The following is a 14,942-nucleotide window of genomic DNA, read 5'->3' on the forward strand; positions in this document are numbered from 1 at the left end:
AGGAGTGTCGAAATGATTGAACTATCCGTTCCCGGAAAACTATTTATTGCTGGTGAATACGCCGTTGTCGAACCTGGTCATCCTGCAATCATCGTTGCCGTTGACCAATTTATTACAGTCAATGTGGAAGAGGCCCGTAAAAACGGCAGCATCCAGTCTGCCCAATACAGCGACCTGCCGATTCGCTGGACGCGTCGCAAAGGCGAATTAGTCTTAGACCATCGGGATAATCCTTTCCACTATATTTTGGCAGCCATTCGTCTGACGGAAAAATATGCCCAAGAAAAAGGCATCCCCCTTTCCTTTTACGATTTAAAAGTGACCAGTGAACTGGATAACTCGAATGGTCGCAAATATGGCCTCGGTTCCAGCGGTGCCGTGACTGTTGCCACGGTCAAAGCATTGAATCTGTACTATCAAATGGAAATGGATCGGTTGACCCAATTCAAAATTGCGGCTCTTGCCCATCTCGCTGTTCAAGGCAATGGGTCGTGCGGTGATATTGCGGCCTCTTGTTATGGCGGCTGGATCGCTTTTTCAACCTTCGATCACGACTGGGTCTTAGCCAAACAAAAGGACCATACCTTAACAGAATTGATCGCTTTCGATTGGCCAGGATTATCGATCCGTCCCTTGACGGTTCCGAAATCGCTTCGACTATTGATTGGTTGGACAGGCTCTCCTGCCTCCACCTCTGATTTAGTGGATCAAGTCTATCAATCCAAAGAAGAAAAAGAAAACGCCTATGCTGCCTTTTTAGCAGCCAGCAAAGACTGCGTCAATCGATTGATCGACGGCTTCTTAAATGAAGACAGTCGCACGATCAAAAAAATGATCACGGAAAATCGAAAGCTCCTGCGGGAGTTGTCCGCACTAACTGGTGTACCGATTGAAACCCCCGCACTTAAAAAGCTTTGTGATCTAGCAGAAAATTATTGTGGTGCAGCCAAATCTTCCGGTGCCGGCGGTGGCGATTGCGGCATCGTGATCGTTGACCAGAAAACCGGTATTTTACCATTGATGAGTGCGTGGGAAAAAGCCGAGATCACCCCCTTGCCGCTGCATGTTTACCATTACCGGGAGGACCTATCATGAATCGAAAAGATGAACATGTTTCCTTAGCAAAAGCGTTCCATAAAGAACACAGCAACGATTTTGATGCAGTTCGCTTGGTCCACCAGTCCTTTCCGCAAATTGACGTGGCTGATGTGGCAATTACGACGACTGTCTTTGACCGCTCATTTTCCAGCCCTTTTTTCATCAATGCCATGACAGGCGGCAGTGAAAAAACCTTAAAAATCAATCAAGAGTTAGCAGAGATCGCGCAAGCCTGTGATTTGATGATGGCAACCGGCTCCGTTTCGGCTGCCTTAAAAGACCCAAGTGTCGCCGATTCTTTCCGCATCGTCCGCAAAGCCAATCCTGACGGCTTCTTATTAGCCAATATTGGTGCGGGCAGTCCCGTTGAAAATGCACAACGGGCAGTAGAACTGTTTGGCGCCGACGCCTTGCAGATCCATCTTAATGCACCACAAGAATTAGTGATGCCCGAAGGCGATCGTCAATTTAGCCAATGGCTGTCCTTATTGGAAAAAACGATGGCTTCCGTTGCCGTTCCGGTTGTCGTCAAAGAAGTCGGCTTTGGGATGTCCCGTGAAACGATTCAGCAGTTACTGGCGATCGGCGTACAAACGATTGATGTTGCTGGCAGCGGCGGCACAAGTTTTACTCAAATCGAAAATGCTCGTCGAAAAAAACGTGAATTGGCGTATTTAGACACCTTTGGTCAATCCACCGTGATTTCCTTGCTGGAAGCAAATGAGATCCAACAGCCCTTTACCCGCATCGCTTCAGGCGGCGTTCGGGATGCTTACGATATCTTCAAAGCACTTTGCCTTGGTGCGGATAGCGTAGGACTATCCGCCACGATCCTCGTGCTGCTTTTGTCAAAAGGCAAAGAAGAAACCATCGCCACCTTACAATCATGGAAGGAACAGCTGCAGATGCTCTACACAATGGCAGGACAGACAAGCACTAAAGACCTCACCAAGGTTCAGCTGATTTTTTCTGGCGCTGTCAAAGAGTGGTGTGAAGCACGTCAAATTCCCTTAGCAAAGTATAGTTTGCGTTGAGAGATCCAATCGCTGACTACCACATCAAATAAGTAAAAGCAGTACAATTCGTTTTTTATTGTGCTGCTTTTTTTGTGTTCTTTTTTCTATAATAGTAAGTTTCCATTTATCATTTGGATAGTAGCGTTATTTAATCGCTACTTGATAATCACTTTCATTATCAGGTACGTTGTTTTTTTACCATCTTGTTTTCGAATGTGCTATGCTCAAGTCGAGGGAGGAATAATCGATTGTTTCTTGAGAAAAGGATCGGTTTTTTCATTCCTAGACTACATTCAAAAGGAGGCGTTTCTTATGAGTAAATCCGAATCGTCGGCTGTTTTTTCAACGATTGCTTGTTTGCTATTGATGGCAACTGGCTTTCTTATGGCATCTTTTTCCATTCCTTATAGCTTTGTCCCTTATCTGTTAGCGATTCTTGCCGGGGGTTGGAAACAAACCTGGGAAGGCACGCAAGAATTGGTGCACGACAAACGGTTGAACGTCGATCTACTGATGGCGTTAGCCGCCATTGGTGCCTGTATCATTGGGCATTGGTTTGAAGGGGCGATGCTGACCTTTATCTTTTGTTTGAGCGGTGCCCTTGAGGAATATACGACCAACAAAAGTACGCGAGAAATTAGTTCATTAATGGCACTGCAACCAACGACTGCCTTAAAAATGATTGAATCTGGGGAGCTCGTCGAAGTACCAGTCGAAGCCCTTCAGTTAAAAGATACGATTATGGTGGCAAAAGGCAGTGCGATCCCGATCGACGGTATCGTGATCCAAGGAACCAGCAGTGTTGATGAGGCGGCCATCAGTGGCGAATCCATTCCTGTCGAGAAACGTTTAGGCAGTGAAGTCTTTGGGGGAACCATCAACCTTGGGCAGCCATTGTACATTGAAGTTACTCAAACGAGTGAAAACACCCGCTTTGCAAAAATCATTCAATTGGTGGAAGAAGCGCAGCAAATGCCAAGTCAAACGGCGACCCTGATCGAAAAAATCGAACGGATCTATGTGCCGATCGTCCTGATCGCCGTCCCACTAATGATCGTTTTGTGTACGTTTTTCACGAATTGGGGGTTCCAAGAAAGTTTTTATCGTGGCATGGTCTTACTAGTAGTGGCATCCCCTTGTGCCTTAGTCGCCTCTGCTACTCCTGCGACGTTAGCAGCCATTTCTCACGCTGCTCGTTTGGGCGTTTTATGCAAAGGCGGACAAGCCTTGGATGCCTTTGCCAATGTCAAAGCGATCGCTTTTGACAAAACCGGAACGCTGACTCGAGGCAAACCTGCTGTCACTGATGTTCATCTATTGCTGGATGAACCGTTTATCCCCCAACTGATTGTTGGGATGGAAAAACAATCAAATCACCCATTGGCTGAAGCGATCTTGGCGTATTTCCACGATGAAAGACCATTGGAATTAGCAGTGGAAGAACAAGCGGGGGTCGGTCTAGCCACCACTTACCAAGCTGCCCATTGGACGATTGGAAAAGAAGTCGATCTAACCTCTGTTGCTGTCAGTGAACAAACCCGCATCCAAGAATTGAAAGCAGCCGGAAAAACCTTGATTTATATCAATCGTGACCGTGTATTAGCAGGGTATTTAGCACTATTGGATCAGCCCCGTCCTGAAGCTCGTGAGAGTCTTGCCTACTTCAATAAGCAAGGAATTCACACGACGATGCTGACGGGTGATCATTTAGGTACTGCCAAAGTGATCGCCGCAGAAATCGGCTTGTCTGACTATGAAAGTGATTGCCTGCCTGATGAGAAAACCACTCGGATCAAAGAAATGAAAGAAACCTACCAAATCAATGCGATGGTCGGTGATGGGATCAATGATGCCCCCGCCTTAGCGACCGCAAGTGTAGGGATCGCGATGGGCGAAGGAACAGATGTCGCAATGGATGTGGCGGACATCGTCTTGATGAAAAATGATTTGCTGCGTTTGGTCGACAGTCACCGTTTGGCTAAGAAATTACAGCGGATCATTAAACAAAACATCGTCTTTTCTATCAGTGTCATCTTGTTGCTGATCGCTTCAAACTTCCTTGAATTTCTCACGCTACCTCTAGGGGTCGTGGGTCATGAAGGAAGCACGATCTTAGTTATCTTAAACGGGTTGCGTATGCTTTTGCCATTACACAAAGAAACACCCCAGCAAGCCAAACCAACCCGCAAAGATTGCGATGATTGTGTCTTGTATCAACAGTCTTTGCATACGTGACCACTATTTGCACTAGCAAAAACGCCCATTGTTGGCACTTCACTAGAAGTCCATCAACGGGCGTTTTGCTGTTTTTTCTACTTATGCTTGATTGGCAAGTTGTTCCGTGTAGAGTTTGCCATCGTACATCTTAAAGAATGGATAATAGCAGAGAATGGAAACCCCTAAGTTGATCAAAGCGATCAGGATGGCTCGGAAATCACCGCCGGTTCCTAAAAACGCCCCTATGCCCACCGGTGAAATCCAGGGAATTCCCGTAATGACTTTATCGACAAAGCCAAACGAGCTAGCAAAGTAAGCAATCGTCACGTTGATCAAAGGTGTTACGATAAAGGGGATGATCAAATACGGATTGTAGACGATCGGTGCCCCGAAGATCACTGGTTCATTGATGTTAAAAAGCCCCGGTAAGATCGCTGCTTTTCCTAAGACTTTGAGCTGTTGTGATTTTGCCACAAACAGCATCAATAAAACCAATCCAAGCGTACTTCCTGCTCCGCCCATAAAAATATACATGTTCACAAAATCCCCAGCAAAAATATTATTGGCACCATCGATATTTTCAGTTAGAGCCACCAATAGGATGGGATTGATGAAACTATTTTTAATAACTGCCGTCCCATGAACCCCCACTGCCCATAAGAGGTGGATAAGGAGCATAATCACGATGATTCCTAACCAAGAACCCGTCAACTCCTTCACGAATTCAAATGGTTTGGATAGCAATCCGTGAAGATCCGTGTGGAAAACCGCCAGTACTCCATTGATCGCCACCATCAAAAAGGCAATCAAAATCGCTGGGATCAATGACGCAAATGCTTTGCTGACTCCATCGGGAACTCCTTCAGGCATCTGGATGGTGATCTTTCTTTTTACACAAAAACGATAGACTGACGTAGCAAGTACTGCAGTGATAATCCCGATGAAGATCCCTACTCCACTGAAGCGAGTGATCCAACCGCCTAAAGCGACCCCATTATAAACAATGGCGGTTTCGCTTTCTGACTGCAGCAATTGTGCCGCACCATCTGTGATATCGACTTGGACGATCGTCATTAAAAAGGCAAACAAACTTAATAACGCCCCTACAAAACTGCTCATAGTCAAATGCTCTTCTTTATGATAAATCTCAGTTAAATAATACCCTGTTGCTAAACAATAAAAAACAGCAATCGAGCCAACAGACATGGTAGTTACGACACTATAAAGTGGTGAAAATCGTAAAATCGTTTGTTCAAAAAAGCCAGCCAGTGGTGGAATGATTTGTGGTAAATTATTGATGATTAAAAAAATCGATCCGACGATCGTAAAAGGGACCGTAATGATCCCTGCTTGCATGATTGCGCGAATAAAGCGTAAATTCGCCAACTTATTCAAAGGCGGCATCAAACGCGTTTCTAAAAAGGTAAAAACACTTGTCATCGTTACTCCTCCAACGAAGGGATCGCCCCTTCTTCAATCAGCTTTTGATACCAATAAAAGCTGTCTTTTCTCACTCGTTTTTGTTCTTTTTCCTGTGCATCATTGCGATCCACGTAAATGAAGCCATACCGTTTTCGAATCCCCTCATGTACACTGATCAAATCAATGGCAGACCACGGACTGTATCCGATCAGATCCACCCCAGCATTGATCGCGGCTAAGCATTGGCTGATATGCTGCGATAAATAGTCGATGCGGTACGGATCATGAACCGTGCCATCTGCTTCTAGATGGTCTTCGGCCCCTAAGCCGTTTTCGGTAATGATGATCGGTAAGTGGTAACGATCATAAAGTGTTTGCAACGTCGTTTTCAGCCCCAAGGGATCGATGGTCCAATTGAAGGCATTTTTCTTCAAGAACGTATTGGTGAACCCTTTGTAAAAACCACGCTCCATAATGTCTTCACTTTGCTGATCGCTGATACCGTTCTTCATGTCCCCAGCTTCCGTCGGCTGCTCCACTGTCACTGTGGTGTAGAAGTTCATCGCGACAAAGTCAGGCTTAGCCCGTTCCATCAACGCCTTATCCTCCGGACCAAAGTCAATCGTGAGCCCATTTTGGTTCAAATAATCTTGAAAGACCGTATTGTAACGACCGAAGCAGGCGAAATCAAGGTACGCCCAGTTCCGGACACTGTTGAAATACAACGCTGCTTGGTTGTCTTCTGGTCGACTAGTCGCCGCATAGACCAAGGAAATATTTGGGACCGGTCCGATTTTGCCATTCGGTACGATTTCATGACACGCTTCGAAAGCATATTTTTCAGCGATCATCAGGTGATGAAATTGCTGGTATTTTTCTGATAATGGAATCTTTTTCCCTAATATTTTTTGATCCACCAGCAGCATGATATTTGGTTCATTGATCGTCAGCCAGTGCGTCACTCGATCCCCATAGGCTGTAAACAGCGTTTTGGCGTATGCGGCAAATGCCTCAACGGTGCTGCGTTTTGTCCAGCCGCCTTCGTCTTCCAATGCTTGCGGCAAGTCAAAATGGTTCAACGTTACAAAGGGCTGAATGCCGTGTTTCAGCAATTCATCAATGACATCGCTGTAATGATCCAAGCCTTTTTGATTAATAGTACCGCGCCCTTCTGGAAAAATTCGCGACCAAGCGATCGAAAAGCGGAAAATTTTGATCCCCATTTCTGCTAACAAGGCGATATCCTCTTTGTACTGGTGGTAATGGTCGACAGCCACAGTAAAATCCGCGATCTTGTGGTTGTCTCTTGGACGAGTATCTTGGACACTCAGTCCCTTGCCATCGGTTTGATACGCTCCTTCGGTTTGGTGAGCGGAAATCGATGCTCCCCATAAAAAATCAGTTGGAAATGTTTGTTTCATATCGTACTCCTTATCCTAAATAAGATGCGTTTAACATCTTAGAATTATTGCTTGCATGGCAAAGACAATATTCTGAATTATCTCTTATTTTTCGCGGTAACGCAAAAAATAACTCCTGTCAAGTAAGACCCTTTTGAAGATGTGCTACTTAGACACAAAAAAAGCAAAGTCCAGTTTCCTAGACTTTGCTTATGATTTAGAAGTAGCAGCTTATTTTTGCTCTGCTTTATCTTCGTTCAATAGTGCTTTTCTTGAAAGGTTCACACGGCCTTGTTTGTCGATTTCTGTGACCTTCACTAAGATTTCGTCGCCTTCTTTGACAACGTCTTCTACTTTGTTGACCCGTTCGTTCGCAAGTTGTGAAATGTGAACTAAGCCGTCTTTGCCTTTGATTAAGTTGACAAACGCGCCGAATTTTTCAACACGGACAACTTTCCCAAGGTACACTTCGCCAACTTTTACTTCTTTCGTCAATTCTTCAATGATCTTGATAGCTTTTTGGATCATTTCTGCATCAGCAGAAGCAATCGAAACTTTTCCGTCTTGATCAATATCGATTTTCACGCCAGTTTCATCAATGATGCCATTGATGGTGTCGCCGCCTTTACCGATTACATCTTTGATCTTCGCAGGATCGATTTGGATCATTTCGATCTTCGGTGCGTATTGGCTTAACTCTTCACGAGGAGCAGCCAATGTTGATGTCAATTCATTTAAGATTTCCATCCGTGCTTTTTTCGCTTGATCTAATGCTTCTGTCAAGATTTGTTCAGTGATTCCTTGAATCTTGATATCCATTTGTAACGCAGTGATCCCATCTTTGGTTCCAGCAACTTTAAAGTCCATATCGCCAAGGTGATCTTCTAAGCCTTGAATATCAGTTAAGATCGTGTAGTTTTCACCATCAGATACAAGTCCCATTGCGATACCTGCAACTGGTGCTTTGATTGGCACCCCTGCATCCATCAATGCTAAGGTTCCTGCACAGATACTTGCTTGAGAAGAAGAACCATTTGATTCTAATACTTCTGCAACGAGACGGATTGTGTAAGGGAAGTCTGTTTCATCAGGAATCACTTGTGCTAAGGCACGTTCGCCTAATGCACCATGACCGATTTCACGACGTCCTGGTGAGCCGGCACGACCAGTCGAACCAACAGAAAATTGAGGGAAGTTGTAATGGTGGATGAATCGTTTTGATTCTTCAACCCCTAATCCATCAATGATTTGGTGTTCACCTAAAGGTGCTAACGTACAAGCAGACAATGCTTGAGTTTGTCCCCGAGTAAATAGACCAGAACCATGAACACGTGGCAATAAGCCAACTTCTGATGCCAATGGACGGATTTCGTCTAATTGACGGCCATCCGGACGAATCTTGTCGATGGTGATCAATTCGCGAACCACATCTTTTTCAAGATCTTCTGCGATTTGTTTCACTTCTTTCAAGAATTGTGCTTCCTCTTCATGTCCAGCAAATTTTTCTGCATATACTTCTTTCACTGTGTCTTTGACTTTATCGATCTCGTCTTCACGAGCCAATTTTTCTTCCGTCATAACAGCAGTTTTCATTGTTTGGTAGTAGCCGTCGAAAATTTCTTTTTTCAAGTCAGCATCTACTTGTAACAATTTGACTTCCATTTTTGGTTTGCCCACAGCTGCGACAACTTCTTCTTGGAAGGCAACCAATTCTTGGATAGCATCAAAACCGAATAATAACGCACCTAACATGTCTTCTTCAGAAACTTCTTTCGCGCCTGATTCAACCATGTTGATGGCTTTTTTCGTTCCAGCTACTGTCAATTCGATATCGGTTTGTTCTGCTTGTTCTACTGTTGGATTCAAGACGTACTCGCCATTGACCCGACCAACATCAACACCAGCGATCGGTCCGTCAAACGGGATATCTGAAATAGACAATGCTAAAGAAGAACCTAACATTGCCGCCATTGCTGGCGTACAATCTTGCTCAACACTCATTACGATGTTTGTTACTTGCACTTCGTTACGGAAACCTTCCGCAAACATTGGACGGATCGGACGATCGATCAAGCGGGCAGTCAAGGTTGCTTCCGTACTTGGACGTCCTTCCCGTTTGATAAAGCCACCAGGTACTTTCCCTACAGCATACATTTTTTCTTCGTAATTGATTGTTAATGGGAAAAAGTCGGTATCTTTTGCTTCCTTAGATGCAACCGCTGCACTTAGGACAACCGTATCGCCATAACGAACCAATACAGCTCCGTTTGCTTGTTTGGCTAATTGGCCAACTTCTACTTCTAATGGGCGGCCGCCCCAAGTTGTTTTGAATACTTGTTTTTCTGTCATGTTCTGCTCCTTTTCATCGGATCCCAGCAAGTCACTACTAAACAAATGAAAAAATCGGAATGTCGTTCCGCTGCTTTCATTTGGTTAGTAGGATGCTGCTTACAAGGACCCAAAATTCTTTTTAGCTGCGCTTTTTGATTCACCAGTCAAAAGGCCGCTCTTTCGGTGTTTCACTTTTTAGATGGCTCGAGATCACCTGTCAGACTGCATCAGCTGTTTTAGCCGACACTGCAGTCGCAGTGATTCCGCTGCTTGGTCACTACGCTCGTTTCCCTCGCCTAGTACTATTCGTCATCTGCTCTGTGCGGCTTGCGCCGCTCAGTCGCAGTGATTCATAGCAAAAAAGTGAGATTCGGGTTGAACCTCACTTTTCTTTGTTTGATTAACGACGTAATCCTAAAGCTTGGATTAATTCGCGGTAACGTTGTACGTCTTTTTGACGTAGGTAAGCTAATAAGTTACGACGATGTCCAACTTTTTTCATCAACCCACGGTATGAATGGTGGTCTTTTTTGTGCATACGTGCATGTTCGTTCAAATGGTTGATTTCTTCTGTTAAAACAGCGATTTGAACTTCTGGAGAACCAGTATCTCCTTCATGACGTGCAAATTTGTTGATGATTTCGTTTTTGCGTTCTTTTGAAATTGCCATGTTTTTCACCTCTTTTTCTTTTTCCCCTGCGACTGAGTAAAACGTTGGTGATTCGTTAAACCAAGTAACAGGTACTGTGCTTTTCACACGTAATTACTTTACTTGATTCTAAGGAAAAAAGCAAGTTTATCCACCTATTCTTTTCGTTTCTTTTGAAAGCTCCTCCAAAACTTATGTTATACTTAGGATACTACTCTATCTAAAGGAAGTGTAAGGATGAGCGTTCTTTCCCGAATCGAGAGCATGAAAAATGAATTATCGCTTTCTGAGAAGAAACTCTTCGCATTCATGGAGGCCAATCCTGAAAAAGTGCCGTCGATGACTGCGAGTCAATTAGCAGAAGCCACTGGGATCAGTGCGCCGACTGTCGTACGCTTTGCGAAAAAAACCGGCTTTGCTAGTTTGACAGATTTAAAAATACAATTATCTGCGGAATCCGGCTTGCGCCAAAATGCCAATGAAAACTTGGGCTATGCCGATGTTGAATTAAATGAGCCCTTTCATGCCATCACTTCTAAATTAAGCCACAATGCACAGGTGACTATGAATGAGACGGCCCAATTGTTAGAAGAACAGCTGATGTTGGCTGCCGCTGAACTGATCGCGACTCGTGAGCGAATCTTTGTCTGCGGGATCGGTGCTTCTTCATTGATCGCACAAGATATCCAACAAAAATGGACCCGTTTAGGCAAAATCGTCGTGTTTGAAAATGACTACAATCTCTTGTTGCCGCAACTCGTCAAAAACGAGAAAAAAAGTCTCCTCTGGGTCATTTCCAACAGTGGACACACGCCTGAGATGGTTCACTTAGCAGAAATCGTTAAAAATCTTGGCGTCCCGATTCTGTCACTCACCCGATTTGGCAGTAATCCGTTAACAAAGTTGGCGGATGTTCCCCTGCAAGTGTCCCGTTCCAAAGAAGCCAACCAACGTAGTGCTGCTACGAATTCGATTATCGCCCACCTATTGGCGGTCGATGTCCTTTTCTATGTCTTTTTAAGCAAGAATGAAAAGCTGGCACGCAATATCTATGCCTCACGCCAAGCCATTGCCGATTTTCGTGAGAAGTATTTATAAAATATTCATAGCCAAAGAAGTCCGCAGGAAAGTTTTCCTGCGGTATTTTTTCTTCTAAGGACACTTTGATCAATCAAGGGCATTCTTGGCAGCTACTTCTGCCAACCAAAAACTGGACGCTTTGGGATAACGCTTGAAGTCATTTTTCAAATCCACTCGATAAAACCCATAACGGTTTTTATATGCGTTCAACCAGCTCCAGCAATCCATAAAGGTCCACATATGGTAACCGAAACAAGGAGACCCGTCTTCGATTGCATGATGCAGCTGACGCAAGTGGTCTTCAACAAAGGCGATCCGATACGTATCATTGACCTGCCCCGTGGCGTCCATGAACCGTTCTTCCTCAGATGCCCCCATGCCATTTTCGGAAACAAACCATGGCATGTTTTGATAGTCATTCTTTAGACGCATCGCGATATCGTAAATCCCTTCTGGATAGATTTCCCAGCCGCGATGAGGATTGATTTTTTTCTCTGGCCAATCGTACCCACGAAATAACTGACGTGGCTCAAAGGGACCGGATGCTGCCTTCTGCGGAAGTGGTGCTTGGATCCGCAACGGTTGATAATAATTGCAACCAATAAAATCTACGGTATTTTCGCGAAAAATTTCCGCATCTGTTGCTTCATATTCAGGGGACAATTGATGCTCCTTGAATAAGCTCGTTAGTTTTTCAGGAAATTGTCCATAAACGACACAGTCCAAAAAACTGCGAATATACAAGAGATCTGCCCATTCAGCGGCTTCTCGATCAGCCGCTTCTTGACTTTTTGGATAAACAGGTGACAAATTCAAGATGATACAGATTTCTCCATCAGGAAGTGCGATTTTACGAAACTCGGCAACTGCCTTCGCATGGGCTAACAAGGTATGATAACCAACTTGAATTGCCCGCTTGAAATCACGCACTTGCGGCCAATGAGCATCTCCGTAATACCCACATTCAATATGCACCAATGGTTCATTAAAGGTCGCCCATTTTTTCACTAAATCGCCAAATTGTTCAAAAGCAGTTTTTGCATAAAATGCAAAATGGTCCACGGATTCCCGCGCCTCCCAGCCTCCTTTTTCCATCAGCCACCAAGGCATGTCAAAATGAAACAAATTAATGATCGGTTCGATGCCTTGATCCAGCATTTCCTGAAAATATGCCCGATAAAACCGGACTGCCGTGTGATTCAATGTTTTTCCATCTGGTAATAAGCGGGTCCATGCAATCGATGTCCGATAGGAATTCAAGTTCATGGCCTTCATGTTTGCTACGTCTTCCCGGTATTGATAGTAGGTATTTGAGGTGTCGCTTGGTCCGACACCATCGTAAAAGCGTGACGGCTCCAACTCAAACCATTTGTCCCATGTAGAGGGACTTTTGCCGTCAACCACTGCGGCCCCCTCGGTTTGCGGTGCTGACGCGGCCGCTCCCCATAAAAAGTTTTTTGGAAATTGAATCATTCTTTTGCTCCTTTCTGAATTACCTGCCACGTGCGGTCAGGGTTGGACCGTTGAAATACAAATCGATACTGCTGACCTGCTGTTTCGACTTCCAGACAAAACGATGTTGTTTCTTCCAAGGAAATTGCCAGCTGCTGCAATGATGCTTCACCGATCACGAGTTGAAAAGTTGCTTGTCCTTGACTAGGCACCCATACTTTTTGAAAGCCGCATAAGACTTTTTTCCTCGGCACATATGCTTTTGTATACTCTTTTAGATAGCATTGGACCACTTCTTTACCAGACACAGTAGAATGATTTTCAAGTGTGCCACTGACGATAATGCCTTCCCCTGCATATTCAGCCGAAACCGAGCTGCAAATAAAAGAGGCATAACTAAGCCCATAACCAAAAAAATATACTGGTGCGCCTTTTTGATCGAGGTAGTCTTTTTGAAACGCTGTGTTGCGATAATTATAACAGACAGGCAGTTGTCCAACTGTATCAGGAATAGAAACTGCTAATTTCCCACTAGGTACCGTTTCGCCAAAAAGGATCCGAGCAATCGCTTCCCCTCCATATTGGCCGGGATAGCCAGCGTAAAGCACCCCATCGAACAAGTCTTTCAAAGGAGCTAAGCAATGCGGTCGACCGGAAATCACGATCCCAATCAGCGGCTTTTTACTCTTCTTCAACGCAAACAGTAAATCCAACTGGCATTGCGGCAAATCGAGGGTAGCCAAGTCGATGTTTTCTCCACTGGTCATTTCCTGAGATCCCCTTAAGGCGGCACCGTTTTTGTCAAAATCCGTTGTGAAATCACGGGCACTGGAGCCGCCGATCGTCACTAAGACGACATCCGCTTTTTCTGCAATCTGACAGGCTTGCCTTCGTTGAGCCAGTGTGCCACTAGAGATTTCGCAGCCTTTCTCGTAGAAGAAGTCAGCTTGATGCGTACTTAAACTGGTCAAACCTTCCCAAAGGGTCGTACATGTTGTTTCTTCCTTGAATGGCGTATAATCCCCCAGCTGATGATAGAGCTGTTTAACGTGAGGACCGATGACGGCAATCTTTTGTCGCGTTTTCTTCAAAGGCAAAATACCATTGTTCTCTAGTAAAACAATCGATTCCTCCGCCAATTTCAAGGCAACTTGTTGCGCCTTTTCTTTACGGGGCAATGAAACACGGGGCGTTGCTTCTTTAAACAAGCCAAGTTTTTCTTTCAAAAGAAGCACACGACGGACTGCATCATCGATCGCCGTTTCCGCAAGTAGCCCCTCAAGGACAGCTTCTTCTAACACTGGGAAAACTTCATCCCATAAACTAACATCCACACCGCTGGTCAAGGATTTGGCGGCCGCTTGTGGGTGGCTCCCCAGCCAGTCAGCAATCCGATCCAGCCCACACCCATCGGCCATCACAATTCCCGTAAAGCCACTTTCTTCTCGTAAAACATCTTGCAGCAAATAAGCATTGGCATGGCACGGAACACCATCTAGATCATTGTATGCAGCCATACACCCCAAGGCCCCAGCAGCAATCCCCGCTTTCATTGGTGGCAGATGGATCTCGCGGAATTCCCGATCACCGATTGCCACTGGCCCTGCATTGTGTCCCCCCATTCCTGCACCTTGGGCAGCAAAGTGCTTTAACACCGCTAAAACGTTCTGTTTTTCAATCGTTGCTTTTGATCCTTGTAACCCTCTGACGGCTGCTTTGGTAAATCTGCTGGTTAAAAACGGATCTTCACTGAAACATTCTTCTGTTCGCCCCCAACGCGGATCTCTAGCAATGTCCAATGCGGAAACCAAGCCAACATGGGCTCCTTTTGCCCGAATCTCTTGAGCAGTGATAGTTTGGGCCGCTTGATACAGCTCTGGATTCCAACTAGAACCAACACTAAAATTGACCGGAAACGTCGTCGCTTCTAAACCTTGGTGCCCGTGAGGACACTCTTCACTGAGAAGGGCCGGAATCCCCAGCCGAGTGTGCTCCTGCAAATAAGTTTGAATCATAAGGGATAGCTCATAGGACTCCGTGGTCGTCAGGCCTGTTTGCTGATTTCTACCTGACCAAGGATCAGCTCGAAACACGCCGTAAATCCAGCCAAGACTGCCAAAACGAGCTACTTCTTTTTTAAAGGTTTCAGTTAAAATAATTTTTCCATTGTTTTTTTCGTAAACTTCCCAACCATACAGACGCTGATTCAGCTGGCCGATTTTTTCTTTCAATGTCATTTGCCGTAAAAGTGTCTCAATCATATGCTTCTCCATTTCT

At 45.0% G+C, this 14,942-nt stretch carries 10 protein-coding genes; 4 read left to right on the forward strand and 6 right to left on the reverse strand.

Translation table 11 applies throughout. From position 1 onward, the window contains the following. The first annotated feature begins 12 nt into the window (after positions 1 to 12). From IGJ74_RS15340 to IGJ74_RS15350, 3 genes are all read left to right on the forward strand, one after another. Positions 13 to 1,095, forward strand: coding sequence for a phosphomevalonate kinase (locus IGJ74_RS15340; protein WP_005233792.1), 1,083 nt, complete (start codon positions 13 to 15; stop codon positions 1,093 to 1,095). Continuing rightward, complete coding sequence (gene fni / locus IGJ74_RS15345) at positions 1,092 to 2,132, forward strand: type 2 isopentenyl-diphosphate Delta-isomerase (protein ID WP_087664589.1); 1,041 nt, start codon at positions 1,092 to 1,094, stop codon at positions 2,130 to 2,132. Before IGJ74_RS15340 ends, fni begins: the two co-directional genes overlap by 4 nt. Before the next feature lie 294 nt (positions 2,133 to 2,426). After that, a complete protein-coding gene (locus IGJ74_RS15350) occupies positions 2,427 to 4,349 on the forward strand; it encodes a heavy metal translocating P-type ATPase (RefSeq protein ID WP_061053311.1) in 1,923 nt (640 codons plus the stop codon). A gap of 81 nt (positions 4,350 to 4,430) precedes the next feature. Here the strand turns inward: IGJ74_RS15350 and celB are convergent, their stop codons facing one another. The 4 genes from celB to rpsO all read right to left on the reverse strand — a co-directional run bounded on the left by celB (position 4,431) and on the right by rpsO (position 10,154). After that, positions 4,431 to 5,771 carry a PTS cellobiose transporter subunit IIC gene (celB, locus tag IGJ74_RS15355; protein ID WP_034872146.1) on the reverse strand — a complete coding sequence of 447 codons (1,341 nt, stop codon included), beginning with the start codon at positions 5,769 to 5,771 and terminating at the stop codon, positions 4,431 to 4,433. A gap of 2 nt (positions 5,772 to 5,773) precedes the next feature. Next, positions 5,774 to 7,174 (reverse strand): glycoside hydrolase family 1 protein, encoded by a 1,401-nt coding sequence (locus tag IGJ74_RS15360; protein WP_074536709.1) that lies wholly within the window; start codon positions 7,172 to 7,174, stop codon positions 5,774 to 5,776. 210 nt (positions 7,175 to 7,384) lie between these two features. Further along, the gene (gene pnp / locus IGJ74_RS15365) at positions 7,385 to 9,502 is read right to left on the reverse strand and encodes a polyribonucleotide nucleotidyltransferase (RefSeq protein ID WP_008379486.1); all 2,118 of its coding nucleotides are present in this window, start codon (positions 9,500 to 9,502) and stop codon (positions 7,385 to 7,387) included. Positions 9,503 to 9,884: 382 nt separating this feature from the next. Beyond that, positions 9,885 to 10,154: a 30S ribosomal protein S15 gene (rpsO, locus tag IGJ74_RS15370; RefSeq protein ID WP_005228072.1), complete on the reverse strand. Its 270-nt coding sequence runs from the start codon at positions 10,152 to 10,154 to the stop codon at positions 9,885 to 9,887. Positions 10,155 to 10,370: 216 nt separating this feature from the next. Here rpsO and IGJ74_RS15375 point away from each other — a divergent pair, with 216 nt between their 5' ends. Next, a complete protein-coding gene (locus IGJ74_RS15375; protein ID WP_008379484.1) occupies positions 10,371 to 11,231 on the forward strand; it encodes a MurR/RpiR family transcriptional regulator in 861 nt (286 codons plus the stop codon). Positions 11,232 to 11,300: 69 nt separating this feature from the next. On the opposite strand, the gene IGJ74_RS15380 is transcribed toward IGJ74_RS15375, so the two are convergent. Then, positions 11,301 to 12,686 carry a glycoside hydrolase family 1 protein gene (locus tag IGJ74_RS15380; RefSeq protein ID WP_087664587.1) on the reverse strand — a complete coding sequence of 462 codons (1,386 nt, stop codon included), beginning with the start codon at positions 12,684 to 12,686 and terminating at the stop codon, positions 11,301 to 11,303. Continuing rightward, positions 12,683 to 14,938: a glycoside hydrolase family 3 N-terminal domain-containing protein gene (locus IGJ74_RS15385; RefSeq protein ID WP_087664586.1), complete on the reverse strand. Its 2,256-nt coding sequence runs from the start codon at positions 14,936 to 14,938 to the stop codon at positions 12,683 to 12,685. Before IGJ74_RS15385 ends, IGJ74_RS15380 begins: the two co-directional genes overlap by 4 nt. Positions 14,939 to 14,942: the final 4 nt, after the last annotated feature.

It is taken from the genome of Enterococcus sp. AZ009 (assembly GCF_050548785.1).
In the GTDB taxonomy this organism is placed as follows: Bacteria; Bacillota; Bacilli; order Lactobacillales; family Enterococcaceae; genus Enterococcus_D; species Enterococcus_D entomosocium.

Coding starts and splice junctions, on each gene's coding strand:
- IGJ74_RS15340 (WP_005233792.1), top strand. CDS start 13: ATGATTGAACTATCCGTTCCCGGAAAACTATTTATTGCTGGTGAATAC.
- fni (WP_087664589.1), top strand. CDS start 1,092: ATGAATCGAAAAGATGAACATGTTTCCTTAGCAAAAGCGTTCCATAAA.
- IGJ74_RS15350 (WP_061053311.1), top strand. CDS start 2,427: ATGAGTAAATCCGAATCGTCGGCTGTTTTTTCAACGATTGCTTGTTTG.
- celB (WP_034872146.1), bottom strand. CDS start 5,771: ATGACAAGTGTTTTTACCTTTTTAGAAACGCGTTTGATGCCGCCTTTG.
- IGJ74_RS15360 (WP_074536709.1), bottom strand. CDS start 7,174: ATGAAACAAACATTTCCAACTGATTTTTTATGGGGAGCATCGATTTCC.
- pnp (WP_008379486.1), bottom strand. CDS start 9,502: ATGACAGAAAAACAAGTATTCAAAACAACTTGGGGCGGCCGCCCATTA.
- rpsO (WP_005228072.1), bottom strand. CDS start 10,154: ATGGCAATTTCAAAAGAACGCAAAAACGAAATCATCAACAAATTTGCA.
- IGJ74_RS15375 (WP_008379484.1), top strand. CDS start 10,371: ATGAGCGTTCTTTCCCGAATCGAGAGCATGAAAAATGAATTATCGCTT.
- IGJ74_RS15380 (WP_087664587.1), bottom strand. CDS start 12,686: ATGATTCAATTTCCAAAAAACTTTTTATGGGGAGCGGCCGCGTCAGCA.
- IGJ74_RS15385 (WP_087664586.1), bottom strand. CDS start 14,938: ATGGAGAAGCATATGATTGAGACACTTTTACGGCAAATGACATTGAAA.